The organism is Kitasatospora sp. NPDC028055 (assembly GCF_040637885.1).
Lineage (GTDB): Bacteria > Actinomycetota > Actinomycetes > Streptomycetales > Streptomycetaceae > Kitasatospora.
In genome coordinates this window covers 32,268-57,766 of the sequence record NZ_JBEZXE010000024.1, presented here as the reverse complement: position 1 = coordinate 57,766, position 25,499 = coordinate 32,268, and the positions used below count along the sequence as shown (strand labels likewise).

20 protein-coding genes and 1 pseudogene are annotated in these 25,499 nt (G+C 73.0%); 2 read left to right on the top strand and 19 right to left on the bottom strand.

Annotation, left to right across the window (positions count from 1 at the left end; translation table 11 throughout):
• Positions 1–13: 13 nt before the first annotated feature.
• The 3 genes from AB0F71_RS23205 to AB0F71_RS23195 all read right to left on the bottom strand — a co-directional run bounded on the left by AB0F71_RS23205 (position 14) and on the right by AB0F71_RS23195 (position 2,381).
• Positions 14–853: a hypothetical protein gene (locus AB0F71_RS23205; RefSeq protein WP_360237539.1), complete on the bottom strand. Its 840-nt coding sequence runs from the start codon at positions 851–853 to the stop codon at positions 14–16.
• A gap of 101 nt (positions 854–954) precedes the next feature.
• The gene (locus AB0F71_RS23200; protein ID WP_360237537.1) at positions 955–1,653 is read right to left on the bottom strand and encodes a ribonuclease HII; all 699 of its coding nucleotides are present in this window, start codon (positions 1,651–1,653) and stop codon (positions 955–957) included.
• 80 nt (positions 1,654–1,733) lie between these two features.
• Positions 1,734–2,381 carry a TetR/AcrR family transcriptional regulator gene (locus AB0F71_RS23195; protein ID WP_360237535.1) on the bottom strand — a complete coding sequence of 216 codons (648 nt, stop codon included), beginning with the start codon at positions 2,379–2,381 and terminating at the stop codon, positions 1,734–1,736.
• A 514-nt stretch (positions 2,382–2,895) separates the two neighbouring features.
• On the opposite strand from AB0F71_RS23195, the gene AB0F71_RS23190 reads away from it, so the two are divergent.
• Complete coding sequence (locus AB0F71_RS23190) at positions 2,896–4,380, top strand: MFS transporter (RefSeq protein ID WP_360237634.1); 1,485 nt, start codon at positions 2,896–2,898, stop codon at positions 4,378–4,380.
• A gap of 114 nt (positions 4,381–4,494) precedes the next feature.
• Here the strand turns inward: AB0F71_RS23190 and AB0F71_RS23185 are convergent, their stop codons facing one another.
• The 15 genes from AB0F71_RS23185 to nrdR all read right to left on the bottom strand — a co-directional run bounded on the left by AB0F71_RS23185 (position 4,495) and on the right by nrdR (position 22,028).
• A complete protein-coding gene (locus AB0F71_RS23185; RefSeq protein ID WP_360237533.1) occupies positions 4,495–6,294 on the bottom strand; it encodes a DUF4153 domain-containing protein in 1,800 nt (599 codons plus the stop codon).
• Positions 6,295–6,481: 187 nt separating this feature from the next.
• Complete coding sequence (locus tag AB0F71_RS23180) at positions 6,482–7,372, bottom strand: carbohydrate ABC transporter permease (RefSeq protein ID WP_360237531.1); 891 nt, start codon at positions 7,370–7,372, stop codon at positions 6,482–6,484.
• A 50-nt stretch (positions 7,373–7,422) separates the two neighbouring features.
• Complete coding sequence (locus tag AB0F71_RS23175; protein ID WP_360237529.1) at positions 7,423–8,445, bottom strand: sugar ABC transporter permease; 1,023 nt, start codon at positions 8,443–8,445, stop codon at positions 7,423–7,425.
• 202 nt (positions 8,446–8,647) lie between these two features.
• Positions 8,648–10,033 carry an ABC transporter substrate-binding protein gene (locus AB0F71_RS23170; protein ID WP_360237527.1) on the bottom strand — a complete coding sequence of 462 codons (1,386 nt, stop codon included), beginning with the start codon at positions 10,031–10,033 and terminating at the stop codon, positions 8,648–8,650.
• Between the two features lie 353 nt (positions 10,034–10,386).
• The gene (locus tag AB0F71_RS23165; protein ID WP_360237525.1) at positions 10,387–11,607 is read right to left on the bottom strand and encodes a cytochrome P450; all 1,221 of its coding nucleotides are present in this window, start codon (positions 11,605–11,607) and stop codon (positions 10,387–10,389) included.
• Between the two features lie 104 nt (positions 11,608–11,711).
• Positions 11,712–12,950 (bottom strand): cytochrome P450, encoded by a 1,239-nt coding sequence (locus AB0F71_RS23160; RefSeq protein WP_360237523.1) that lies wholly within the window; start codon positions 12,948–12,950, stop codon positions 11,712–11,714.
• A complete protein-coding gene (locus tag AB0F71_RS23155) occupies positions 12,947–13,726 on the bottom strand; it encodes an ATP/GTP-binding protein (RefSeq protein ID WP_360237521.1) in 780 nt (259 codons plus the stop codon). Before AB0F71_RS23155 ends, AB0F71_RS23160 begins: the two co-directional genes overlap by 4 nt.
• Positions 13,707–14,075 carry a DUF742 domain-containing protein gene (locus AB0F71_RS23150; protein ID WP_360237519.1) on the bottom strand — a complete coding sequence of 123 codons (369 nt, stop codon included), beginning with the start codon at positions 14,073–14,075 and terminating at the stop codon, positions 13,707–13,709. The genes AB0F71_RS23155 and AB0F71_RS23150 overlap by 20 nt, the downstream gene beginning before the upstream one ends.
• Entirely contained in the window at positions 14,072–14,518 is a 447-nt protein-coding gene (locus AB0F71_RS23145) for a roadblock/LC7 domain-containing protein (protein ID WP_360237517.1), read from the bottom strand. The genes AB0F71_RS23150 and AB0F71_RS23145 overlap by 4 nt, the downstream gene beginning before the upstream one ends.
• Positions 14,515–16,317 (bottom strand): ATP-binding protein, encoded by a 1,803-nt coding sequence (locus AB0F71_RS23140; RefSeq protein WP_360237515.1) that lies wholly within the window; start codon positions 16,315–16,317, stop codon positions 14,515–14,517. Before AB0F71_RS23140 ends, AB0F71_RS23145 begins: the two co-directional genes overlap by 4 nt.
• 262 nt (positions 16,318–16,579) lie before the next feature.
• Positions 16,580–17,143 (bottom strand): Clp protease N-terminal domain-containing protein, encoded by a 564-nt coding sequence (locus AB0F71_RS23135; protein ID WP_360237513.1) that lies wholly within the window; start codon positions 17,141–17,143, stop codon positions 16,580–16,582.
• Between the two features lie 3 nt (positions 17,144–17,146).
• A complete protein-coding gene (locus tag AB0F71_RS23130; RefSeq protein WP_350513675.1) occupies positions 17,147–17,383 on the bottom strand; it encodes an RNA polymerase subunit sigma-70 in 237 nt (78 codons plus the stop codon).
• A gap of 80 nt (positions 17,384–17,463) precedes the next feature.
• Positions 17,464–18,225: an NAD(P)H-binding protein gene (locus AB0F71_RS23125; protein WP_360237511.1), complete on the bottom strand. Its 762-nt coding sequence runs from the start codon at positions 18,223–18,225 to the stop codon at positions 17,464–17,466.
• A gap of 182 nt (positions 18,226–18,407) precedes the next feature.
• The gene (locus AB0F71_RS23120; protein WP_360237509.1) at positions 18,408–21,293 is read right to left on the bottom strand and encodes a vitamin B12-dependent ribonucleotide reductase; all 2,886 of its coding nucleotides are present in this window, start codon (positions 21,291–21,293) and stop codon (positions 18,408–18,410) included.
• 237 nt (positions 21,294–21,530) lie between these two features.
• Complete coding sequence (nrdR, locus tag AB0F71_RS23115; protein WP_360237507.1) at positions 21,531–22,028, bottom strand: transcriptional regulator NrdR; 498 nt, start codon at positions 22,026–22,028, stop codon at positions 21,531–21,533.
• A 556-nt stretch (positions 22,029–22,584) separates the two neighbouring features.
• On the opposite strand from nrdR, the pseudogene lexA reads away from it, so the two are divergent.
• Positions 22,585–23,253 (top strand): annotated as a pseudogene (gene lexA / locus AB0F71_RS23110) (transcriptional repressor LexA); the annotation flags it as partial.
• Positions 23,254–23,373: 120 nt separating this feature from the next.
• Here the strand turns inward: lexA and AB0F71_RS23105 are convergent.
• Positions 23,374–25,488 carry an ATP-dependent DNA helicase gene (locus tag AB0F71_RS23105; RefSeq protein ID WP_360237505.1) on the bottom strand — a complete coding sequence of 705 codons (2,115 nt, stop codon included), beginning with the start codon at positions 25,486–25,488 and terminating at the stop codon, positions 23,374–23,376.
• Positions 25,489–25,499 lie beyond the last annotated feature (11 nt).

The window sequence follows — 25,499 nt, the reverse complement described above, 5'->3', positions numbered from 1 at the left end:
GTCGGAGCTTCGGTCAGGCCTTGACCGGACGCCCGGGTGCGGCGGCGGACGCCCCCGCGGCGGCCGGGCCGGCCTCCCCGCACACCAGCAGCAGGGTGTTGGCGCGGCCGAGCGCGTCGGCGTAGGCCTCGGTGGCCCGGGCGGGCGAACCGCCGTTGACCACCAGCACGACCACATCGCGGCGGACCGGCCTGGTCAGCGCCGCGTCCGCGTAGAACACGTCGCCGCCCTCGGCGAGTTGCGCCCAGTAGCGCTCCTCGCCGAAGGACAGCTCGTGCTGCTGCCAGGGGTGGGCGTCGCCGACGGTCAGCACCAGGATCTGGCCCGGGTCGCGGCCCGACTCCAGGAGCAGATCGACCGCGTCGTCGGCGCGTTCCAGCGCCTGCGCCGGGGTGGCCGCGATGCGCTGGACCTCGACCTGCGACGCAGCCGGGGCCGGAGCGGCGGCCGAGGCCGGAGCCGTGGCCGGGGCCGTGGCCGGGGCCGGGGCCGGAGCCGTGGCCGGGGCCGGAGCCGGGGCCGGGGCCGGAGCCGTGGCCGGGGCCGGAGCCGTGGCCGGGGCCGGAGCCGGGGCCGGGGCCGGAGCCGTGGCCGGGCGGCGCGGTGCCGGACCGGGCTTGGGGATCAGGCGCGACGGTCCCGGACGGTCGGCACGCGGCGGTGCCGGACGCGGGGGCGCCGGGCGCGGGCCGGGCACCGGGAGCGGCGCGGCGGCAGTGGTGGTGGGTGCGGTGGCGGGTGCGCCGCCGGTGGCAGGCGCGTGGAGGGCTTGTGCGTCCGACTCGCGGGGGAAGGGAACGCCGGGGCCCGGGAGGCTCTCGTGAATCTCCGGCTCCTCGGGGAAGACAGGCATACCCGGATATCTATCAAATGCCGGTCGAACGCGCACGGGCGCCCCACCCATTGGGCACGGGACCTCCGTCACCCCCACCCCGGGCAATTCCAGACGGACCGTCAGAAACCGAGCGTCAACTGTTCGTCGGCGGATCCCTGACCGGCGCCGATGACGTCCCGGCCGCGCTTGAGGTGACGCCACTTGGGCAGTGCGTCCAAGTACGCCCAGGAGAGCCGGTGGTGCTCGGTGGGGCCGAACTCGTCCAGCGCGGAGCGGTGCACCGGGGACGGATAGCCGGCGTTGTCCGCGAAGCCGTATTCCGGGCAGTTCTCGCCGAGTTCGGCCATCAGCCCGTCACGGTGGACCTTGGCGAGCACCGAGGCGGCGGAGACGCAGATGCAGGACTGGTCGCCCTTGATCACCGTGCGCACCCGCCACGGGCCGCCGAGGTAGTCGTGCTTGCCGTCCAGGATCACCGCGTCGGGTTCGACCGGCAGCGCCGCCAGCGCGCGGACGGCGGCCAGCCGCAGCGCCGCCGTCATGCCGAGCTCGTCGCACTCCTGCGGCGAGGCGTGACCGAGCGCGTACGCGGTGACCCAGTCGGCGAGCACCGGCGCGAGGGCCTCGCGGCGCAGCTCGGTGAGCAGCTTGGAGTCGGTGAGCCCCTCCGGCGGCTTGCGCAGGCCGGTGACGGCGGCCCCGACGGTGACCGGTCCGGCCCAGGCGCCGCGCCCCACCTCGTCCAGCCCGACCACGACCTTGGCGCCGGCCCGGCGGAGCGAGCGTTCGACGGAGTGCGTCGGCGGGACGATGGGCATCACGGACTCCGTTCGGCAGTGCAGCCCCCTCCGATGGGGCGCTCTCCAGCCTAAGCCCGCCTACGGAGGCCCCCGACCGGCTACGTCCGGCGGACCATCGGGACCAGCACGTCGTCCACCAGCCGGACCGCGAAGTCCGGGGCCAGGGCCTGCTCGGAGACCTTCACCTGGAACATCAGCATCGCGGGGACGACGTCGGCGACCAGCGGGGTGACCGCGTCGGGGCGGACGTCGCCCCGCTCGACGCCGCGGCGGAGGATGTCCAGGATGGCGTCCTTGGTCGGCCCGACCACCCGCTGCACGATGAAGTCCTTGAACACCTCGGCCTGTTGCTGGGAGAGCTCGGCCATCAGCGCGTGCAGGGCGGCGCCCGCCCGGGAGCAGATCTCGTCCGTGAACAACTCGATGAGCTGCAGCAATTCGGCCCGGGTGGACCCGAGGTCGGGGATGCCGCAGGGGCGTGGCAGAGTGGCGTCCAGGGCGTCGAGGACGAGTTCGTCCTTGGACGCCCAGCGCCGGTAGAGCGCGGCCTTCCCGGTCCGCGCCGCGCCGGCGACGCCCTCCATCGTCAGCCGCGCGAATCCGCCGGAGGTGAGCTGGTCGAGCGCGGCCTCGAAGATCGCGTTCTCCAACTCCTTCCCCCGGCGCCGCACCGGCCGGGCCAGCGCCTCGCGGACGGCCTGGACCGGGCAATAGCGCTCAGACCCCTCTCCCGGCGCTCCCGACACCGGCTGCACTCCCGGCACCACCGGTACGCCCGACACCGCCGGTACGCCTGGCGCCACCGAAACCCCCGGCACCCCCGGCGCCACCGGGAGCACGCCGGACGGCAACGGCACGGCGGAGCCCCCGGACGTCCGGTCCGCCGCCGGGCGCCATGTCAACCGATCCATTGCCACCATCCTTAAGGAACGCTTGCGTTCACTATCGAGCCCAGGCTATCGTCCAGATTAGTGAACGGCATCGTTCCTTCCCAGCCTGCGCCGAAGCGCAGCGGCGCGTTCGGGCCGGCGGATCCGCTGCGGCCCCGGACACGCGAAGCACCACCGATGCACCACCGTTGCACCGCCGACGCACCGCAGTTCCCGCACACCGAGCGCACCACCACACCCACCGCATCCACCACACCCATCGCACCGACCGCACCGCGCGCACAGCCAGCAGGGGGCACAGTTCGTGGCTATCTCCGACACGCTCAGCAAGAACTCACCGCCGAAAACCGGCCAGGGCCGGGGGAAGAACATCACCCTGGCCGTCATCGCGGCCACCCAGCTCATGGTGGTGCTCGACGCGACCATCGTGAACATCGCGCTGCCGCACATCAAGGACGCGCTGAACTTCTCGACCACCGACCTGTCCTGGGTCATCAACGCCTACACGCTGACCTTCGGCGGGCTGCTGCTGCTCGGCGGCCGGGCGGGCGACATCCTCGGCCGCCGCCGGGTGTTCATCTTCGGCACCCTGCTGTTCGGCCTGGCCTCGCTGCTGGGCGGCTTCGCCCAGGACAGCACGCTGCTGCTGGCCGCCCGCGCGCTCCAGGGCATCGGTGGCGCGATCTGCTCACCCACCGCCTTCGCCCTGATCGCCACCAACTTCGAGGAGGGGCCGGAACGCAACAAGGCGTTCGGCGTCTTCTCGGCGGTGGCCGGTTCGGGGGCCGCGATCGGCCTGCTGGCCGGCGGCCTGCTGACCGAGTACCTGGACTGGCGCTGGGTGTTCTTCGTCAACGTGCCGATCGCCGTGCTGATCGCGATCGCCGCGCCGCGCTACATCGCCGAGTCCGAGCGCCACCCGGGCCGCTTCGACCTGCCCGGCGCCTTCACCTCGACCCTCGGCCTGGTCGGCCTGGTCTACGGCTTCATCCGGGCCGCCTCGGACGGCTGGTCGGACCCCCTGACGCTCGGCTCCTTCGCCGCCGGTGCGCTCCTGCTGGCCGCCTTCATCGTGATCGAGCGGCGCACAGACCAGCCGATCACCCCGCTGCACCTGTTCGCCGACCGCAACCGCACCGGCGGCCTGGTGATGATGCTCTGCCTGGCCGCGGCCATGTTCGGCATCTTCTTCTACGTCGTCCTGTTCGTGCAGGGCCCGCTCGGGTACAGCCCGCTCAAGGCCGGTGTCTCGTTCCTGCCGATCAGCGTGTCGATCATCATCGCCGCTCAGCTCGCCTCGGCCTTCCAGGCCAAGTACGGCCCGAAGCCGTTCATGGTGGGCGGCGCGCTGCTGGTCACCATCGGCCTCACCTGGCTGACCCAGATCCACAAGGACAGTGGCTACCTGGACGGCGTGCTGGCCCCGACGGTGATCTTCGGCCTCGGCATGGGCCTGATCTTCGTCCCGGTGATGCTGCTCTCGGTCGCGGGCGTCCCCGGCGAGGAGACCGGCGCCGCCTCCGGCCTGCTCAACTCGATGCAGCAGATCGGCGGTTCGCTCGGCCTGTCGATCCTGACCACGGTCTTCGCGCACTACGCCGTGCCCGAGTTCAACGCGCAGCTGCCCGCCTTCATGCACACGGCCGCACCGGACCAGCTCGCCTACTTCCAGGAGAAGCACGACTTCCCGCCGGGTTCCGAGGCCGCCAACTCGGTGCTCGCCCAGGGGATCTCGCACGGCTTCATCGTCGGCGCGGTGCTCGCCGGGGTCGCGCTGCTGGTCGCGATCCTCGTCATCAAGGCGAAGGCGAGCGACCTGCCGAGCGGCGACAGCGCCGGCATCGCGATGCACTGATCCGCACCGGCCCCCGCAGGGGCGGCGGAACCGCAAACGGGCCGGCCGGGAGCAACACGCTCCCGGCCGGCCCGCAGCACGTCCGAGCCGTACCCGGCCCGACCCCGGTGCCCGCTACCAGCCCCGCTCGGGCGCCAGCCCGGCCCACTCGCAGGGCCCCCGGCCCGACCTCGGCCCCTCCACCAGCGGCCGCTCCGTCAGGACCTGCCGGGCCCCGGCGACCGAGCCGCCGGCGGCGTACCAGGGCCGGGTGTCCTGGTCCAGGTCCCGCCGGATCAGTTGCAGCGCGCAGGACCGCTCCGGCTCGGGCAGCCGGTCCAGGGCGGGCACCGCGTCCGCCGAGAGGTCACGGACGTTGCGCAGGTCGATCTGCTCCGACCGCTCGTACCGGGCCACGTTCTGCTCCGCGACGATCGCGTCCGGCCCCATCAGCCCGTACACGGCGACAGTGAGCATCCCGCTGAGGACGACGGCGCGCGGCAGCCAGCCCCCGCCCCGGCGGGTGAGGCCGGCGGCGAGCAGCAGCAGGAACACGGCGCCCAGCCAGATCTCGACCACCAGCACCCACAGCCGCAGCCTGGTGAGCCCGGAGGCGTCCACGTAGAACCACATCCGGCCGAGCGCCGAGGCGACCACGACCAGCGCGAGCAGGCAGAGCAGTCCGAGCAGGATCCTGGCCAGTCGGCGGTCACCCGGGGTGGTGCGCGGCGCCCAGCGCTTGGCGACGGCCACCACGACCAGGGTCAGCACGGTGATCACGCTCAGCTGCCAGAAGCCCTGCCGGGCGTACGCGGAGCGGCTCATCCCGGTGTTGGCCAGCACGGCGTCCGCGCCGCCGAGCACCACGACCGCCTGGATCACCGCGAAGGCGCCGAACAGCAGGTCGAGCGCGACCAGCGGCAGAGCCCATTCCAGCCGCCGCCGTTCGCGGCCCGGGCGAACCTCCAGCCGGTCCCAGCGGCGCGGTCCGGCGGCGATGTGCGCGAAGCCGAGGGCGGCGAGCGTGCCGAGCCCGAACAGCGCGCCGCGCCCCGGCAGTTGGTGGACGTCGAAGCTGGGGACCAGGCCGGTCAGCAGGTCCGCCATGGCGGCGTCCGCGCCGGCGAAGAGCAGGCCGAAGACGGTCAGCAGGACGGCGGCGACCGCGAGCGCCTTGAGCACCGGGACGACCCGTCCGGCCCCCGGCAGCGGCCGGCCCTCCAGGCTGTCCCAGATCCAGCTCACGCCCGGGATCAACTGCCAGACCAGGGCGGGCAGGGCGAGCAGCACCCCCGCCCAGCGGCGCCCGCCGTGCAGGGCGAGCGAGGCCAGCCCCAGCGCGCAGCCGGAGGCGAGCAGCGCGGGCCAGCCCGCGTCCCAGCGGGCCGGGACGGCGAGCAGGGCGAGGGCCAGCAGGCTCCAGACGAGGGTCCAGGGCCGGATCCGGCGGCCGGCCGTACGGGCGACCAGGCCGGCGACGACGGCCGTGGCGGCACCGCAGATCAGCAGGTTGGCGCCGACTCCGTCGTACAGCAGCCAGGCCGTCAGCAGACCCGCGAGCAGGGCGAGCAGGAGGACCCGGGGGGTGGCGGCCGCGTGCCGTTCGGGGTCGGTGGCGCGCAGCCGGCCGGGCGGCGGGGGCACGGGGGCGCTCGGCGAGCGGTACGGGGCGCCGGGCCGGTACATGTCGAACGGCGAGTCCGGGGCGGCTTGCGCGTCCGGCTCGGCCGACGGGCCGTACTCGACCGACGGGCCGTACTCCGCCGACGGGCCGTACTCGACCGACGGGCCGTACTCCGCCGACGGGCCGTACTCGACCGACGGGCCGTACTCCGCCGACGGGCTGTGCTCGGCCGACGGGCCGTGGTCGACCGACGGGCCGCGCTCGGCCCCCGGCTGCGGATCGGACGGGGCAGGCGTGGACGGGCCTGGCATGAGTCACCCTCGGTGGTCGGCGGGCATGCGGAAGCCGTCCTCCGGGCGGTCCGCGGGGCGGGCGCTCTCGACGCCCTGCCGCAGCCGACTGTAGACGATTCTGAACAAGTTCAAAAGTTGGTTCTGAACGCGTTCAGAAGCCTCCCGGGCCCGCTGGCACCAAGGCGTACCGCCGGAGCCGCCCGCCCTACCCCTTGACCGAGCCCGCCAGCAGTCCTCGGACGAAGTACCGCTGCAGGCCGAAGAAGACGACCAGCGGCACGGTGATCGACAGGAACGCCCCCGCCGTGAGCAGCTCCCAGCGCCCGCCCAGCGACCCGGACAGCTGCGCCAGCCGGACCGTCATCGGCGCCACCTCCGGCGTGCCGCCGGCGAAGGTGAGCGCGACCAGCAGGTCGTTCCAGACCCAGAGGAACTGGAAGATCGCGAACGAGGCCAGCGCCGGGGCGCACAGCGGCAGCACGATCGAACGGAAGATCTTGAAGTGCGAGGCGCCGTCCACCACCGCCGCCTCCATCAGGTCGCGCGGCAGCTGGGCGATGAAGTTGTGCAGCAGGAACACCGCCAGCGGCATCGCGAACATGGTGTGCGCCAGCCAGACGGGCGCGTAGCTGCCCTTGAGGTCCACCGCGGGGATCAGCGTCAGCGCCCCCAGGTGCGCACCGCCGGAGAACAGCCGGAGCAGCGGGATCAGCGCCATCTGGAGCGGCACCACCTGGAGCGCGAACACCGTGAAGAACACCGCGTCGCTCCCCCGGAACCGCACCCACGCCAGCGCGTACGCCGCCATCGCCGCGAGCACCAGCGGGAAGAAGGTGGCCGGGATGCTGATCGCCAGCGAGTTCACCAGGAAGGGCATCAGGCCGGTGGAGCCGCCGGAGCCGCCCTCGAACAGCACCGCGTGGTAGTTGCCGAGGCCGAAGTCCGGGTGGAGCAGGGCGTTCCACCAGCCGTCCTTCGTCACGTCCTGCTTGGGGCGCAGCGAGGTCACCAGCAGGCCGAGGGTCGGGACCGTCCAGAGCACCGTCACGGCGATCACGAACAGCGAGGCCAGGGGGCTGCTGAAAGCCTTCCGCACGGGGCTCCCCCCGGCCGGACGGCGGCTGACGGCTTTCGCCTCAGGAGTGCTCACCGCACCTCACGCTCCCTCCGCAGCTGGACGATGTTGTAGGCCACCAGCGGCAGCACCGCGAGGAACAGCAGGACCGCGAGGGCGCCGCCCCGCCCGTCGTTGAACTGCACGAAGGACTGCGAGTACATCTCGTTGGCCAGCACCTGGGTGCCGAAGTTGCCGCCGGTCATGGTGCGGACGATGTCGAAGGCCTTCAAGGTGATGATCATGACAGTGGTCAGCACGACCATCACCGTGGTGCGGATCATCGGCACGGTGACGTGCCAGAACAGCCGCGCCCCGGTCGCACCGTCGAGCCGGGCCGCCTCCACCACCTCGTCCGGGATCGCCTTGATCGCCGCCGAGAGCACCACCATCGCGAAGCCGGTCTGCACCCAGACCATCACCGCCATCAGCAGGAAGGTGTTCAGCGGCTGGCTGAGCAGCCAGTTGGGCGGGTCCGACCAGCCCACCGCGTGGGCGAGCTGGCTGAGCAGGCCGATCTGCGGCTGATCCTTGCCGCGCGCCTCGTAGACGAACTTGAAGATGATCGAGGCGCCCACCAGCGAGATCGCCATCGGCATGAAGATCAGCGACTTGTAGACCGACTGGCCGCGCATCCGGTCCACCAGCAGCGCCAGCACCAGGCCGAGACCGGTCGCCACCAGCGGCGCGACCACCAGCCACAGCAGGGTGTTGAGCAGCACCTTCCGCACCGAGTCGGTGGTGAACGCCCAGCCGAAGTTCTCGCCGCCGACGAAGGTGCTGCCGTCCGCGCTGTGCAGGCTCAGGTAGACCGTACGGATCAGCGGCGCCACCAGGCCGACCGCCAGCAGCAGCACCGCCGGGCCCAGGAAGACCAGGACGGCCAGCGGGCGGGCCAGCCGGCCCCGGGCGCGTCCGGCCACCAGGAAGACCACCAGCAGGACGCCGAGGAAGCCCGCGATCGCGCCGAAGCTGTTGCCGAACTTGATCGCCGCGTCGCCCCAGGCGCCGACGGCCAGGGAGCCGGCGGCCGGCGGGGAGCCGGTTACGGGCATGGCTGCACGTCCCTTCGGTTCGTCCAGCAGGAAGGGGAAGCGGGGTCAGGGAGCAGATCAGGGAGCAGGTGACGGGGAGGAGGGGCGGGCGGTGCGGGTGGGTGGCCCCGCACCGCCCTCGGCGGGTGGTCCCGGACGTCCGGCCGGGCGGACCGCTTCGACGGCTGCCTCGACAGCTGCCCCCAACAGTTGCCTCGGTGGGCTACTTCGGCCAGGCGGCGTCGATGTCGGCGGCGACCTTCTGGATCGACTGCCCCTCGGCGAACCAGGCGGTCAGCGACTTCCACTCCTGCCCGGAGCCGACGGCCGCCGGCATCATGTCGGAGGCGTCGAAGCGGAAGGTGGCGCTCGGGTCGGTCAGCGCCTCCGCGGAGAGCTTGTCGATCGGATCCGTGTACAGGGACTTGTCCACGCCCTGGTTGGCCGAGACCCAGCCGGTCGCGGTCCTCACCCGGCTGCTCGCCCAGTCCGAACTGGACAGGTAGTTCTGCACCGCCTGCGCCTCGGGCTTGCTGGAGAAGGCGGCCAGGAACTCGCCGCCGCCCTCGACCGGGTTGGCGATCGCCGGGTTGACGGCGGGCAGGTGGAAGGCGAAGACGTCGCCGTCCGGGGCGACCTTGGTGCCCTTGGGCCACTGCGCCTCGTAGAAGGAGGCCTGCTGGAGCATCGCGCACTTGCCGGTGAGGATCGGCGCGCCCGCGTCCTGGAAGGTGGTGGTGGCGATCGACTTGACGTCGCCGTAACCGCCGTTGACCCAGGCCGGGTTCAGCATCCAGTCGGCGACCGTCCGCATCGCCGTGGCGATCTTCTGGTCGGAGAACTTCACCTGGTGGCCGACCCACTGGTCGTACACCTCACCGCCGTACGTGCCCAGGACCACCTCCTCCAGCCAGTCGGTGGCCGGCCAGCCGGTGGCCGTGCCGGAGGCGATGCCCCCGCACCAGGGCTTGGGGCCGCCCGCCTTGGCGATCCGGTCGCTGAGCGCCATGAGGTCCGCCCAGGTCTTCGGCACCTCGTAGCCGGCCGCCTTGAAGGCCTTCGGCGAGTACCAGACCAGGGACTTCATGTTGGCGCTCATCGGCGCCGCGTAGAAGGTGCCGTCGACCGAGCCGTAGGTCTTCCAGACCGGGCTCCACTTGTCCTGGTTGGCGACGGTCTGGGCGGGCGGCTTGACCACCTTGCCGCTCTTCACCATCTGCGCCAGCAGGCCCGGCTGGGGGATGATCGCGAAGTCCGGGGCGTTGCCGCCGGCCACCCGGACCGGCAGCTGGGACTCGAAGTCGTTGGACCCCTCGTAGCTGATCTTGATCCCGGTGCACGAGCTGAACTCGGCCCAGGACTTCTCCAGGTTGTCCGACTCCGGACTGAGGATCGAGGCGAACATCGTCACCGTGGTGCCCGAATGCCCGGCGTACGGCTGGTACTTGGCGCAGTCGCCGGTCAGCGTCCGGGCCGCCCCGTCGCCGCCGCCCGAACCGCCGGAGCTGTTCGAGCAGGCCGCGGTCAGGGCCAGCGCCGCCAGCAGGGCGGGTACGGCCACCGTTCGACGGCGTGAACTCGCGGACGGCGCGTTCGGGTTGAGGGTCAATGCGGTCCTCCTCGCCAGGGCGTGCTGCCTCGGGTGGGCTGCCTCGGGTGGACTGAACGACATTGCGCTGTACCGGAGATGGGCGTGCAGGGATCGCTGGGCGGGCGGACGAACGGACGGACGGACGAACGAACGGACGGCCGAACCGGTCCGACGACGTTAACGCAGCCTTCCGCCGCCGCCAAGGTCCATGGTCGACCTTCCCCCACACCGGTGCCCCGATCATCACGTCCGAAACCGGCGACCGCCCTCCGAGGGCCCGCGGGCATGCCCCGCTAACCCCTGCGGCCCCGCCCGGAATCCGGACGGGGCCGCGTATCTGACGAACCGTCAGACGATGCCGGTCGGGCCGGTCACCAGAGCCGGACGGGCAGCTCCTGCAGGCTGTTCACCACCAGCGACGGGCTCGGCCGCAGCTCGCCGTCCGGCACGGTCAGTGACAGCCCGGGGAAGCGCTCGAACAGCGCCGGCAGCGCGACCGCCGCCTCCAGCCGGGCCAGCGGCGAGCCGGGGCAGACGTGTGGACCGTGGCCGAAGGAGAGGTGCCGGGTCGGGTCCCGGGTGATGTCGAACAGCTCCGCCGTCACCCCGTGCTGCAGCGGGTCCCGGCCGATGGCGTTGTACGAGACCAGCACCGGGTCGCCCGCCGGGATCACCAGCTCGCCGACCTCGATCGGCTCGGCGGCGAAGCGGAACAGGAAGTTGCTGGTCGGCGGGGTCCAGCGGAGCGACTCCTCGATCACCGCGTCCCAGGAGACCTCGCCCGCGCGCACCAGCGCCAGCTGGTCCGGGTGCGCCAGCAGCGCCCGCACCGCGTTGCCGATCAGGTTGACGGTGGTCTCGTGGCCGGCCGCGATGATCACCCGCAGGGTGGCCGCCGCCTCCGCGTCGGTGAGCGCCCCGCCCTCGGTGTCCGCCGCCAGCAGCGCGCTCGCCAGGTCCTCGCCCGGCGCCGAACGGCGCTGCGCCACCAGGCCGTTGACGAAGGCGTTCAGCCCGGCGACGGTCGCCTGGATGCCCTCCGGGTCGGGCTTGACCCCGAAGAACCGCTCGTACAGGTCGCGCAGCAGGCCGTGCTCCGACTCCGGGACGCCCAGCAGCGAGCAGATCACCGTCATCGGCAGCGGGAAGGCGAAGGCCGACTTGAGGTCGACCAGCGGCTCCCCGGCCGCCAGGGCGTCCAGCAGCGCGTGGGTGATCTCCTCCACCCGCGGGCGCATCAGCTCGACCCGGCGCGGGGTGAAGGCCTGGGCGACCAGCGCCCGCAGCCGGCGGTGCTCGGCACCGTCCGTGGTCACCATGCTCGGGCCCGGCACCGCCAGGCCGATCAGCGGCCAGGTCTTCGGCACCTCACCGCGCTGGTAGGCCGCCCAGTGCCGGGCGTCCTTGACCAACCGGGCGTCGGTCAGCAGGTCGCGCGCGGCCGCGTGCCGGGTCACCGCCCAGGCGGCGACCCCGCCGGGCAGCACGACCGGCACCGCCGGACCGGCGGCCCGCAGCAGGGCACCCTCGGCGGCGTTGTCGCGGGCCAACGGGTCGAGGGCGATCGGGGCCGGGGCCGGGGCAGCGGTCATCGGCGGCAACTCTCCTTGACGTAAGGGGTCTTCGAACGGTTGTGCACGTCCTGTGGATCCTGACCGGCCCGACCAAGATCCGCAAGACCTCCCCAGGGCGTGGGCTAGTACCCCGGGCTGAACGAGACCGGCAGCGCGACCAGTCCGCGCACCCAGGCCGAGGGCCGCCACACCAAGGCGTGCTCGGCCACCGCCAGCCGCAGGTCCGGCAGCCGGTCCAGCAGCACCTCGATCGCGGTGGTGGCGATCACCTCGGCCGCCTCCTGGGCCGGGAACGGGCAGCCGTGCTCGCCGTACGAGTAGCTCATGTGCGCCCGGTTCCCCTCGGCCGGACGGCCGTCGGCCTGGCGCACCGACGGGTCCGCGTTGGCCCCGGCGAAACCCAGCAGCAGCATGTCGCCCTCGGCGATCCGCTGGCCGCCGAGCTGGGTGTCCCGCACCGCCCAGCGCCCGGCGAAGATCTGGACCGGCGTGTCCTCCCAGAGCGCCTCGTTGAGCGCCTGGCTGATGCTGCGCCGCCCGCCCGCCAGCGACGCGGAGAACCGCTCGTCGGTGAGCATCAGCCGCAGCGCGTTGGAGATCCAGTACGAGCTCGGCTGGTGGCCGGAGATCAGCAGCACCCGCAGGTCCCGCATCACCTCGTCGTGGGTCAGCCCCGCCGGGTGCTCCAGCATCCGCGAGGCCACGTCGGCCCCCGGGCGCTCGGACTTCTCCTCCACCAGCGCGAGCATCAGCTCCAGCAGCCGCTGGGCGCCGGCCGGGGCGTCCGCACCGCCGTCCAGCATGGCCAGCAGCGCCGCGATGAGCTGCGGCGCCTGCTCCTCGTCCAGGCCCAGCACCCGGCACAGCACCAGCAGCGGCATCCGGTGCGCGTACTCGGCGACCAGATCGGCCTCGCCGCGCCCGGCGAACTCGTCGATCAGCCCGTCGGCGATCTCCTCGGCGTGCTTGCGCAGCTCGTACGGGTCGATCCCGGCCAGCGCGTCGGTGACCGCCCGGGACCGCCGGACGTGCTCCTCGCCCTCCGCGTACAGGATCGACGGCACCGGGGCCATCATCGGCTTCAACGGCCAGTCCGCGGGCAGCGTCTGCCACGCGTGCCAGCGGCTGGAGTCCCGGCCGAACAGCTGCGGTTGGCCGGTGACCTGCTGGAGCTCCCGGTAGCCGATGACCAGCCAGGCGGGCACGCCGCCGGCCAGCTCGACCGGGGCGACCGGGCCGTGGGCGGCGCGCAGCTCGCGGTAGAGCTGGGCCGGGTCGGTCTGGAAGCGCGGCCCGTACAGCGGCGTGGCGCCGGTGTGCGCCGGGCAGCCCGGGGGCGGGGTGACGGCGGGCTCGGTCACGGGGTGCTCTCCTCGTAGATCGCGTCGGGTGCGCCGGGGACGGTCGGCTCACCCGGCTCGTCGGGCCTGGAGGCCGCATCGGGTCCGGGGGCCGCATCGGGCCCGACCGCCGTGCCGGGTTCGGCCGGCGCCGCCGTGCCGGGTTCGCCGGGTTCGGCCAGCGCCGCCGCGTCGGCCCCGGCGAGGGCGGCCAGGTGGTGGACCAGCGCGATCAGCACCCGCTTGCCGGACTCCCGGTCACGGGCGTCGCAGTCCACCAGCGGGACCTCCGGCGGCAGGTCCAGCGCCTCCCGGACCTGCTCCAGGGTGTGGCCGGGCTCGCCGAAGTTGTTGCGGGCCACGACGAACGGCGTGCCGTGGTGCTCCAGCCGGTCGATCGCGTACCAGGAGTCCTCCAGCCGCCGGGTGTCCACCAGCACGACCGCCCCCAGCGCACCGCTGAACAGCCGGTCCCAGAGGAACCAGAAGCGCTCCTGCCCGGGCGCGCCGAACAGGTACAGCACCTGGCGCTCCGACAGGGTGATCCGGCCGAAGTCGAAGGCGACGGTGGTGGAGCGCTTGCCCCAGCTGCCGGCCGGGTCGATGCCCTCCCCCGCCCGGGTCATCACCTCCTCGGTGTTCAGCGGGCGGATCTCGCTGACCGAGCCGACCAGGGTGGTCTTGCCCACCCCGAACCCGCCGACCACCACGATCTTCAGCGCGTTGTCGGCGGTCGCCCGCAGCGGGGTGCGCGCCGCGGGCCGGAGGTCCTGGAGGTCAGAGCCGTTGGAGGCCATGCAGCACCTGCTTCAACGTGTCGAGATCGGGCAGCCGGGCCTTGTTCGGCGCGAACCTGGGGTGCCGGGCGGTGACCGCCCCGGCCTCCAGCAGGTCGCCGAGCAGGATCTTCACCACCGAGACCGGCAGCGACAGTTCCGCCGCCACCTCCACCACGGCCGTCGGGGCCTCGCACATCCGCAGGATCCGGACGTGCTCCGACTGCATCCCCGGCGCCGGCTGTCGCTCCGCGACGATCAGGGTGACCAGGTCGAAGGCGACCGAAGGGGCGCGGCTGCGACCCCCGGTGATGGTGTAGAGGCGGTCCGGGTCGTCGTCCCGGCCCGGCAGCACCGGCCCGGCGTTCATATCCCGGCGCTCTCGCCCGCGGCGGCCGCGCCGGACTCCGCGGCCGCCTCCCGGGCGGGCGCGCTGAGGTGGACGCCGATCTGCTCGATCAGGCCGTGCATGTTGTGGCCGACCACGCCCACGTCCGCCTCGTCGTCCGTGACCACCGCGAGGTGCGCGCCCTCACCGGCCGCCACGATGCACAGGATGCCGCCGTGGAACTCGGTCATCGACTGCCGGACGCCGCCGCTGCCGTCCCCGAACTCGATCGAGGCGCCGTGCGCCAGGCTCTGCAGCCCGGAGGCGATCGCCGCCAGCTGGTCGGCCTGGTCGGCGCTCAGCCCGGCGGTGTGGCAGAGCTTGAGGCCGTCGGCGGACAGCACCAGGGCGTGCCGGGAGCCGGGGGTTGCCGCCAGCAGGTTTTCCAACAGCCAGTCGAGGTCGCGGTCGGTGGCGCTGCTCATCGGGAGTCCTTCTCGGTGACGGGGGAAGCGTCGGGCGTGGTCTCGGAGTCCGCGGTCGGCGCCGTCCCGGGGGCGGGCAGCGCCGGCTGGGCGGCCCGGCGGAAGGCCCCGAACCGGGCGGCGGCGCGCACCGCGTCGGTCCGTACGGGCTTCGCGGCCGGGGCCGCCGCCGGGGTGGTGGTGGCCAGCGTCTGCCCGCGGCGGCGCTGCGGCAGGCCGCTGTCGGTCATCCGGGTCGGCCCGGACGGGGTCTGGGCAGGCGCGGCGGGCGCCGGGACCGCCGTGGCGGCCGGTACCGCGGCCGGTACCGCGGCCGGTGCCGCGGTCGGTACCGCGGTCGGGGCGGCGCTCGGCGCGGCGGGCACGGGCGGCAACGAGGCGGGCGCCGGGCGGGCGGGAGTGAGCGCGGGGCGCACGGACTCCACGGCGGGCCCGGAAGCCGCCCCGGAAGCCGTCACGGGCGCGGCCGCCGGGGCGGGCGCCGGAGCCGGGTGGGTGACCACCTGCTGCGGGATCAGCATCACCACCCCGGTGCCGCCGCGGGCCGACGGCCGGAAGGAGATCTGCAGCCCGTGCTTACGGGCCAGCACACCGACCACCGCGAGGCCCAGCCGGGTGCCGGCGGACAGCGTGGCGAGGTCCAGCGGCTCGGCGGAGACGGCGCGTTCGGCCCGGCGCAGCCAACTGTCGCTCAGGCCCAGCCCGCTGTCCTCGACGGTGACCGCCAGACCGGCCGGCACCTCCTCGACGTAGACGTGCACCTCGGCCGGCGGGGCGGAGAAGTTGGTGGCGTTGTCCAGCAGTTCGGCCAGCGCGTGCATCACGCCCTCGGCCGCGAAGCCGGCCACCGCGGCGGTGCTGGCGTTGTGCAGCCGCACCCGCTGGTAGGCGCCGATCCGGCCGAGCGCACCGCGCAGCACCGACTCCACCGCGATCGGCTTGGCCCAACGGCGGCCGGAGCGGGCACCGGTGAGCACCGCGATGCTGTCCGCCATCCGGCCCGCCTGGGCGGTCGAGTGGTCCAGCCGCAGCAGGTCGCCGAGGACCTCCTCGTCGTGCCGGTGCTGCATCTCGCGCAGTTCGGCGTGCATGCTCGTGGCCAGCGCCTGGACCCGGCCGGCTGCGGTCGCGCAGACCGCGAGCGCGGCGGCCCGCAGCCGCTCGCCGCGGCCGACCTCCTCGCCGACCGCCCGCAGCAGCGCGTACTGGGGGTGCCGGCGGTGGGCGGCCAGCGCACTGTCCACGGACGCGCCCCCGCGCAGCTTCTTCACCAGCTCGGGCAGCACGCCCTCGGGGATCCGCTCCAGTTCGGCCCGCTCGGCGGCGACCCGCTCCCGCTCCGCGCCGGCCGCGGCCCGCTCGGCCGCCAGCTCGGCCCCCAGTCGGGCCGACTCGGCCTGCGCGGCGGTGAGGTCCGCCTCGACCCGGGCGTGCTCGGCCCGGGCGGCGTCCCGTTCGGCGAACGCGGCGGCGGCCCGGTCCTGGGCGGCCGTCTCGGCCTGCCGGGCGGTGCCGGCGGCGACCAGCGCGGCCCGGGTCTCCTGGTGCTGGGCGGCCAGGTCCCCGGTCAGCCGGCGGGCGCGCTCGGCGCCGCTCGCGGCCAGGCCGACCACGATCAGCCAGAGCACCGCCACGGCGGCCACCGCGAGCGCGGTGAGCGGTTGGTGCGCGCCCAGGGCCCGGCCGATGCCGACCGGCGCGGCGACCAGCGCCAGCAGCACGGCGGCCGCGGTCAGGGCGACGGTGCGCCGCGCGGAGCGGCGGCGCGGCCGACCGTCGGGGCTGGTGGCTTCTCTCATCGGGGCGGTCCTCGGCAACGTCGGCGGGCGGCGGCGCGGGCGGCGGGTCGGCGACGGTCGCGGCCGCCGACAGCTGGTCGGGCGCATACCAGACCGCCCGGTGGCGTCGCGAAACGTCTCCGGGCGGCTGATCGGTTCACGCTTTCGGCCGATCATATCGATTCAGACATTGCCCTCAACCCGCTAGTTGACGGTCAATCTCCTTCATTCACGCCGAGTACACCGCACGGCGACACCTTCCACCCCTTCCCGGCACCGCCGCTCAGGCCAGTTCCGCCTCCACCGCCTGCCGCACCTCCGCCGTGTCCAGCCCGTGGTCGGCGACCACCAGCACCCCGAGCCCCTCCCCCTCGCGGAGCACCCCGAGCAGCAGGTGGCCCGCCCCGATCTCCTTCGACCCCAGGCGCAGCGACTCCCGCAGGGAGAGCTCCAGCGCCTTCTTCGCCGAGGCCGAGAACCGGATGTGCCCGGCCGTGGCGCCGCCGGAGCGGAACCGGCCCCAGCGCTTGCGCCCCTCCTCCGGCGGGGCGTCCAGCGCCCCCTCCCCGAAGGCCGCCTCGACCGCCTCCCGCACCGCGTCCAGGTCGACCCCGATCGTGGCCAGGACCTGCCGGTCCCCCTTCCCCCGCAGGCGTCGTACCGCCTGCCGCGCCGCCTCCTGGTCCAGGCCGGCCCCGATCAGCACGGCCAGTGCCGGGTCCTGCGACTGCTCCAGGATCCCCAGCAGGAGGTGCTCCGTCCCGACCCGGTCGTCCCGCAGCTGCCTCGCCTCCTCCTGGGCGATGACCACGGCCCGCCGGGCCCCCTGAGTGAACCGTTCGAACATCGCTCAGCCTCCGTCCTCGCCCTTGCCGGGCCCCCGCCGTGCGTGCTTCTTGTGCACCGCCTGCCTGGTCACCCCGAGGCAGACCGCGATGTCCTGCCAGGACCAGCCCTGTGACCGGGCGTTGCCCACCTGGAGGGCCTCCAGACGGTCCGCCAGATCACGCAGGGCGCGGACCGCCCGGAGCCCCACGGCGGGGTCACGACTGCTCGCGGCGGCCGCGAGCTCTCCGCTCTCGCTCATGACGTCAACTCTGGTTGACACTCTCAGGAATGTCAACCCTGGTTGACAACTTCATCAAGGTCGACCGACGGGCCCCCGGCTCAGCCGAACCGCCGCTCCAACGCCTCCTCGAAGCTCCCCCGCCCCACCGCCCGCTCCGGCGTCGTCAGCCCACCCGCCCGCAGGGCCCGACCCGCCGCCCCCGGCACCCGCAGCGGCAGCACCGGCCGCCGCCGCCCCGCCGCCCGCAGGTAGGCCTGCGCCAGCTCCCGGTACGACCGCACCCGCGGCCCGCCCACCTCCGGCGCGAACCCGGCCGGCTCCCGCCCCACCAGGTCCACCAGCCGCTCCGCCACCTCCCGGACGTCCACCGGCTGCACCTCGGCACCGCTCGCCACCGGGAACACCGGCAGCCGCGCGCTCAGGTCGAAGGCCTTGAGCAGCAGGTCGTGGAACTGCGTCGCCCGCAGCACCGTCCACCCCAGCCCGGACTCCCGCACCAGCCGCTCACAGTCGAGCTTCGCCCGGTAGTACCCGAGCGGCACCCGGTCGATCCCCACGATCGACACGTACACCAGGTGCCGCACCCCGGCCCGCCGGGCCTCAGTCACCAGCCGCCCGACCCCCGCCACGTCCTTCCGCCCCTGCGTGGTCGCGCAGTCCAGCACCGTCTCCACCCCGGCCACGGCCGCCGCGATCCCCGCCCCGCCCACCAGGTCCCCGACCACCCACTCGACCCCGTCACCCGTCTCCCGCGCCCGCCGGCTCAACCCCCGCACCGCCACCCCGCGCGCCGCCAGCAGCCGCACCACCTCCCGGCCCAACGTCCCCGTCGCCCCGGTCACCAGCACCGTCCCCGTCACCACACCGCTCCTCTCACCCAGCACTGTCACCCCCTACGACCGACCACCACCCCCGGTTCGTGACATCGGCGCCCCGGGACAACGAGAAGAGGCGGGGCGAGGACGTAAAAGTCCTCGCCCCGCCTCAGCGACGGCTCGCCCCGCCTCAGCGGTGGCTCACCCGCGCGGGGTCAGCGCTGCGGTCAGCTGCAGCCGCTGGTGGAGCCGCAGCCCTCGCAGAGGTAGCAGCTGCCGGCGCGGCGCATCTTGGTGCCGCAGGAGAAGCAGAGCGGCGCGTCGGCGTTGAGGCCGAGCTGGATCTCCATCAGCTCCGTGGAGTTGTGGGCCTGCTTCGGGGCCGCCTTGGGCGCCTCCACGGCCGGGGCGGGGGCCGGGGCCGGCTTGGCCGCGGCGACCGGGGCGGACTGGGCGAGGGACTCGGTGTCGAGCTCCTCGGCCTCCAGCGGCTCGTACGAGCCGGTCTCCAGGTGGCGGGTGCGCTCCTCGACGGAGTGGATCCCCAGCGCCGAGCGGGTCTCGAACGGCAGGAAGTCCAGCGCCAGGCGGCGGAAGATGTAGTCGACGATCGACTGGGCCATCCGCACGTCCGGGTCGTCGGTCAGACCGGCCGGCTCGAAGCGCATGTTGGTGAACTTCGAGACGTAGGTCTCCAGCGGCACGCCGTACTGCAGGCCGACCGAGACGGCGATGGAGAAGGCGTCCATCATGCCCGCGAGGGTCGAGCCCTGCTTGGACATCTTCAGGAAGACCTCGCCGAGGCCGTCGTCCGGGTAGGAGTTGGCGGTCATGTAGCCCTCGGCGCCACCGACCGTGAAGGAGGTGGTGATGCCCGGGCGGCCCTTGGGCAGGCGCTTGCGGACGGGGCGGTACTCGACGACCTTCTCGACCACGGCGGCGGGGGTCTCCTCGGCCTTGGCCTCGGAGTCCTTCTTCTTGGCCGAGAGCGGCTGGCCGACCTTCGAGTTCTCGCGGTAGATGGCGAGCGCCTTGACGCCCATCTTCCACGCCTCGAAGTAGATCTCCTCGACGTCCTCGACGGTCGCCGCGGCGGGCATGTTCACGGTCTTGGAGATGGCGCCGGAGATCCAGGGCTGGATCGCCGCCATCATCCGCACGTGGCCCATCGGGGAGATGGAGCGCTCGCCCATCGCGCAGTCGAACACCTCGTAGTGCTCGGCCTTGAGGCCCGGCGCGTCGACCACGTTGCCGTGCTCGGCGATGTGGGCGACGATCGCCTCGATCTGCTCGTCCTGGTAGCCGAGCCGCTTGAGGGCGCGCGGGACGGTGCCGTTGACGATCTGCATCGAGCCGCCGCCGACGAGCTTCTTGAACTTGACCAGGGCGAGGTCGGGCTCGACGCCGGTGGTGTCGCAGTCCATCATCAGGCCGATGGTGCCGGTCGGGGCGAGGACCGAGGCCTGGGCGTTGCGGAAGCCGTTCTGCGCGCCGATGCGCAGCACGTCCTGCCAGGACTTGTTGGCCGCGAGCCAGACCGGGGCGTCCAGGTCGTCGAAGGAGACGGCGTCCAGGGAGGCGTCGGCGTGCTGCTTCATGACCCGCTGGTGGGCGGTGGCGTTGCGGGCGTAGCCGTCGTACGGGCCGACGACGCCGGCGAGTTCGGCGCCGCGGCGGTAGGCGGTGCCGGTCATCAGCGAGGTGATGGCGCCGGCCAGGGCGCGGCCGCCCTCGCTGTCGTAGGCGTGGCCGGTGGCCATCAGCAGGGCGCCGAGGTTGGCGTAGCCGATGCCGAGCTGGCGGAAGGCGCGGGTGGTCTCGCCGATCTTCTCGGTGGGGAAGTCGGCGAAGCAGATGGAGATGTCCATCGCGGTGATGACCAGCTCGACGACCTTGGCGAAGCGCTCGGCGTCGAACGAGTCGTCGTCGCGCAGGAACTTCATCAGGTTCAGCGAGGCGAGGTTGCAGCTGGAGTTGTCCAGGTGCATGTACTCCGAGCACGGGTTGGAGGCGTTGATGCGTCCGGACTCGGGGCAGGTGTGCCAGTGGTTGATGGTGGAGTCGTACTGGATGCCGGGGTCGGCGCAGGCCCAGGCGGCCTCGGCCATCTTGCGGAACAGCTTCTTGGCGTCGACGGTCTCGATGACCTCGCCGGTCATCCGGGCGCGCAGGCCGAATTCGGTGCCGTTCTCGACGGCGGTCATGAATTCGTCGCTGACGCGGACCGAGTTGTTGGCGTTCTGGTACTGGACGGACGTGATGTCGTCGCCGCCGAGGTCCATGTCGAAGCCCGCGTCGCGCAGGGCGCGGATCTTCTCCTCCTCCTTCACCTTGGTCTCGATGAAGGCCTCGACGTCCGGGTGGTCGACGTCCAGGACGACCATCTTGGCCGCGCGCCGGGTGGCGCCGCCGGACTTGATGGTGCCGGCGGAGGCGTCGGCGCCGCGCATGAAGGAGACCGGGCCGGAGGCGTTGCCGCCGGAGGAGAGCAGCTCCTTGGAGGAGCGGATCCGGGAGAGGTTGAGGCCGGCGCCGGAGCCGCCCTTGAAGATCATGCCCTCTTCCTTGTACCAGTCGAGGATCGACTCCATGGAGTCGTCGACGGACAGGATGAAGCAGGCGCTGACCTGCTGGGGCTGCTTGGTGCCGACGTTGAACCAGACCGGCGAGTTGAAGCTGAACACCTGGTGGAGGAGGGCGTGGGTCAGCTCGTGCTCGAAGATCTCGGCGTCGTCCTTGGTGGCGAAGTAGCCGTGCTTCTCGCCGGCCGCGCGGTAGGTGAGCACCACGCGGTCGATGATCTGCTTGAGGCTCCACTCGCGCTGGGGGGTGCCGACGGCGCCGCGGAAGTACTTGGACGTGACGATGTTGACGGCGTTGACCGACCAGAAGTCGGGGAACTCGACGCCGCGCTGCTCGAAGTTGATGGAGCCGTCGCGCCAGTTGGTCATGACGACGTCGCGCCGCTCCCAGCGGACCTCGTCGTACGGGTGCACGCCAGGGGTGGTGTGGATGCGCTCCATCCGGAGACCGCCCTTCGGGGCCTTGGCGGCCTTGGCCGCGGCCTTCTCGGACTTCGACCCGCGTGCGGAACCGCTCGTGGTGTCTGTCACTTCTCGCTCCTCCTCCTGGGCAAACGCCCGAAGTGCCCCGAAAAATCCGGGCACCGCTGGTTCGTTCTTCCGGTGTGCGGGCAGACGGGACCCCGTCCGCTTGCGCACGGTTCGTTGTGTTCCGTGCCCCGGTTTCGGGCACGCGGGGGCCCACGCGGGGCCGGTGTGGCGCTGCCGGCCCACTGGGGCCGCACGGTGGTGACTCCTGGGCGGGCCCGCGGGGGCCCGGCGCGCCTCCTAGGGCGCGGCGGCGGGAACGGGCACGCAGGTGCCGTCCGCCTCGGGGGCGGGCCGCTCGGCGCGGATCTCCGCGATGGCGGCCTCGAAGTCCTCGAGTCCGTCGTACGCCTGGTACACGCTGGCGAAGCGCAGGTAGGCGACCACGTCGAGGTCCCGCAGCGGGCCGAGTATGGCCAGCCCGACGTCGTGGGTGGTCAGCTCGGCGCTGCCGCTGGCCCGCACGCACTCCTCGACCCGCTGGCCGAGCTGGGCGAGGGCGTCCTCGGTGACCGGGCGGCCCTGGCAGGCCTTGCGGACTCCGGTGATGACCTTCTGCCGGGAGAAGGGCTCGGTGACGCCGCTGCGCTTGATGACCATGAGCGCGGCCGTCTCCACGGTGGTGAAACGGCGGCCGCAGTCCGGGCACTGCCGACGACGGCGAATGCAGCTGCCGTCCTCGGTGGTCCGACTGTCGACGACGCGGCTGTCGGAGTGCCGGCAGAAGGGGCAGTGCACCTGGGGATCCCTCCCTGGCAGGACGTGCGGACCGGTTGAGTCTATGCGATGCGCCCCCGGCCTCGGCAAGCTGATCATGCGGCGCGACCACTAGTACTGGGCACGGAGAGGACTCTAGCCACTACATCTAGGTCTCGGGGGGAAGCGACACCCCTGGCGTGTCGGCGCCGATTAGACTTCCGGAGTCGACATCCGGTCGAACGTTTACTCGATGTACAACAAAGCCTTGATCGAGTCAGTCAACTCCCGAATAATTCACTCGAACGTGTGTTTGGCGCAACCTTTCGATAGGCGGCGCGTTGGGCTGGAAAAGGGGAGAGGACAGCCGTCGAGAGGGGCCGCCGTGAACACCGTCGAAACCAACACCATCCCGGTGCAGGAACACTCCCAGTTCAAGGTGGGGCAGCGCACCACGAATCAGCAGAGCGTGGACATCAGCATGGACCGTAGCGAAGACCACCGCCTCTCCGGCCCGGCCGTGTCCACCACGGGCCGCGTTCCCGACCAGCCGATCGAGCACTCCCCCACCATGGACGACAACCACCCCTCCCCGGCCCGCGCGATGCCCGGCCGCCCCCCCGGCATCCGCACCGACGAGGCCGGCCTCACCGAGCGCCAGCGCCGGGTGATCGAGGTCATCCGCGACTCCGTCCAGCGCCGCGGCTACCCGCCGTCCATGCGCGAGATCGGCCAGGCCGTCGGCCTGTCCAGCACCTCCTCGGTCGCCCACCAGCTGATGGCCCTGGAGCGCAAGGGCTTCCTGCGCCGCGACCCGCACCGCCCGCGCGCCTACGAGGTCCGCGGCGTCGAGGTGGCCCGCCCCAACACCGCCGAGACGGCCGGGCGGCCCTCCACCTCCTACGTGCCGCTGGTCGGCCGGATCGCGGCCGGTGGTCCGATCCTGGCCGAGCAGACCGTCGAGGACGTCTTCCCGCTGCCCCGCCAGCTGGTCGGCGAGGGCGAGCTGTTCGCCCTCACCGTGCGCGGCGACTCGATGATCGAGGCGGCCATCTGCGACGGCGACTGGGTCACGGTGCGCCGCCAGCCGGTCGCCGAGAACGGCGACATCGTGGCCGCCATGATCGACGGCGAGGCCACCGTCAAGCGGCTCAAGCGCGAGGACGGCCGGATCTGGCTGATGCCGCACAACCCGGCCTACGAGCCGATCAACGGCGACAACGCCACCATCCTGGGCAAGGTGGTCGCGGTCCTGCGCCGCCTCTGACGGCGGCACCCGGCCGCCACCGCGAGCGGCCGGCACTACGACGGGAAGGGGCTCCACCGCGTCAGCGGGGAGCCCCTCCGTCGTTCCTACGGGCAAGTGCCTTCTACACAGCGAGCCCGCTCAGCCCCGCTTCACCACCGGCCGCACCGGCGCCGCCGAGGCGTCGATCGCCGCCAGCGAGCGCCGCACCTGGTTGCGGTCCGTGGTGTACCAGAACTCCGGCATCGAGGACCGGAAGAAGCCCCCGTACCGCTTGGTCTCCACCCGCGGGTCGAGCACCGCGACCACGCCCCGGTCCTCCGCCGCGCGCACCAGCCGGCCCGCGCCCTGCGCCATCAGCAGCGCCGCGTGGGTCGCCGCGACCGCCATGAAGCCGTTCCCGCCGTGCTGTTCGACGTCCCGCTGGCGGGCGCTCATCAGCGGGTCGTCCGGCCGCGGGAAGGGGATCCGGTCCATCACGACCAGCTGGCAGGCCGAGCCGGGCACGTCCACGCCCTGCCAGAGCGAGAGGGTGCCGAACAGGCAGGTGGTGGCGTCCGAGGCGAACTCCCGGATCAGCTCGCCGAGGGTGTCCTCCCCCTGGAGCAGGATCCGGTGGTCGAGCCGCTCCCGCATCGCCTCGGCGGCGGCCTGGGCGCCGCGCATCGAGGAGAACAGGCCCAGGGTGCGCCCGCCGGCCGCTTCGACCAGCTCGGCCAACTCGTCGAGCATGTCGGGCCGTTCGGGGTCGCGCCCGGGGTCCGCGAGGTGCTTGGCCACGTACAGGATGCCCTGCTTGGGGTACTTGAACGGCGAGCCGACGTCGATGCCCCGCCAGTGCGGGACGGCGTCCTCGCCGAAGCCGGAGCCGGCCTCCGGGTTGTCACCGGGGGTGCGCTGGTCCGGCAGCCTGGTCTCCTTGGGCAGGCCGAGCGAACCGGCCACACCGTTGAAGTCCCCGCCGAGCTTGAGGGTCGCCGAGGTCAGGACGACCGAGCGCTCCTTGTACAGGCCCTCCCGCAGCAGCCCGGACACGCTCAGCGGCGCGACCCGCAGCGAGGCGGTGCCCAGCCCGTAGCGGTCGCTGCGCTCGATCCAGACGACGTCGTACTCGGAGTCCTCCAGCAGCCGGTCGGCGGTCTCGTGCAGGGCCTCGGCCGAGGCCATCGCCTGCTTGCGGACGGCGTCCTCGTCGCTGAGGCCCTTGTCCCGGGTCTCCCCGAGCGAGGTGATCACCTGCCGGGAGGCGTCCCGGATCGCGGTGACCGCGTAGGCCAGGTACTCGGGCAGCTCCTCGACCCGGCCGGGCTGGGCGGTCTCCATCAGGCCGTGGTAGTTCTCGGCGGCGGCCTGCAGGGCGTCCACGGCCTTCTCGTTGGCCAGCCGGGCGGCCCGCTTGACCGCGCGGTTGACGGCGCCGACGGTCAGCTCGGCGGTGGCCGCGCCGGTGACCCGGTTGACCAGCTCGTGCGCCTCGTCGACGATCAGCAGCCCGTGCTCGGGCAGCACCGGCGCGCCCTCGATCGCGTCGATCGCGAGCATCGCGTGGTTGGTGACCACGACGTCCGCGAGCTTGGCCCGCTCCCGGGCCTTCTCCGCGAAGCACTCCTGCCCGTACGCGCAGCGGGTCGCGCCCAGGCACTCCTTGGAGGTGACCGAGAGCTGCGCCCAGGCCTTGTCCGAGACGCCGGGGCTGAGGTCGTCCCGGTCCCCGGTCTCGGTCTCGTCGGCCCAGTCGCGCAGCCGGAGCACGTCCTGGCCGAGCTTGCCGGTGGGCCCGCCGAGCGCGTCGACCGGGTCGAACAGGCCCTCGCCCTCGTCGCTCGGGGTGCCCTCGTTGGCCCGGTGCAGGCACAGGTAGTTGGAGCGGCCCTTGAGCATCGCGTACAGCGGGCGGCGGCGCAGCACCGGGTGCAGCGCCTCGACCGTACGCGGCAAGTCCCGTTCCACCAGCTGGCGTTGCAGGGCCAGGGTGGCGGTGGCGACCACCACCCGGTCGCCGTGGGCGAGGGCCGGCACCAGGTAGGCGAGGGACTTGCCGGTGCCGGTGCCGGCCTGGACGAGCAGGTGCTCGGAGTGGTCGACGGCGTCGGCGACGGCCTCGGCCATCCGCATCTGGCCGGGGCGCTCCACACCGCCGACGGCCTCGACCGCGGCGTGCAACAGCTCGGGGATCCGCGAGCGCGGAACGGCGACGGCTTCCTCGGCCTCGTCGCCGAGGTCCGTCGCGGGCTGGGATTCGGAGTCGTTCGTCATGACCCTTCCAC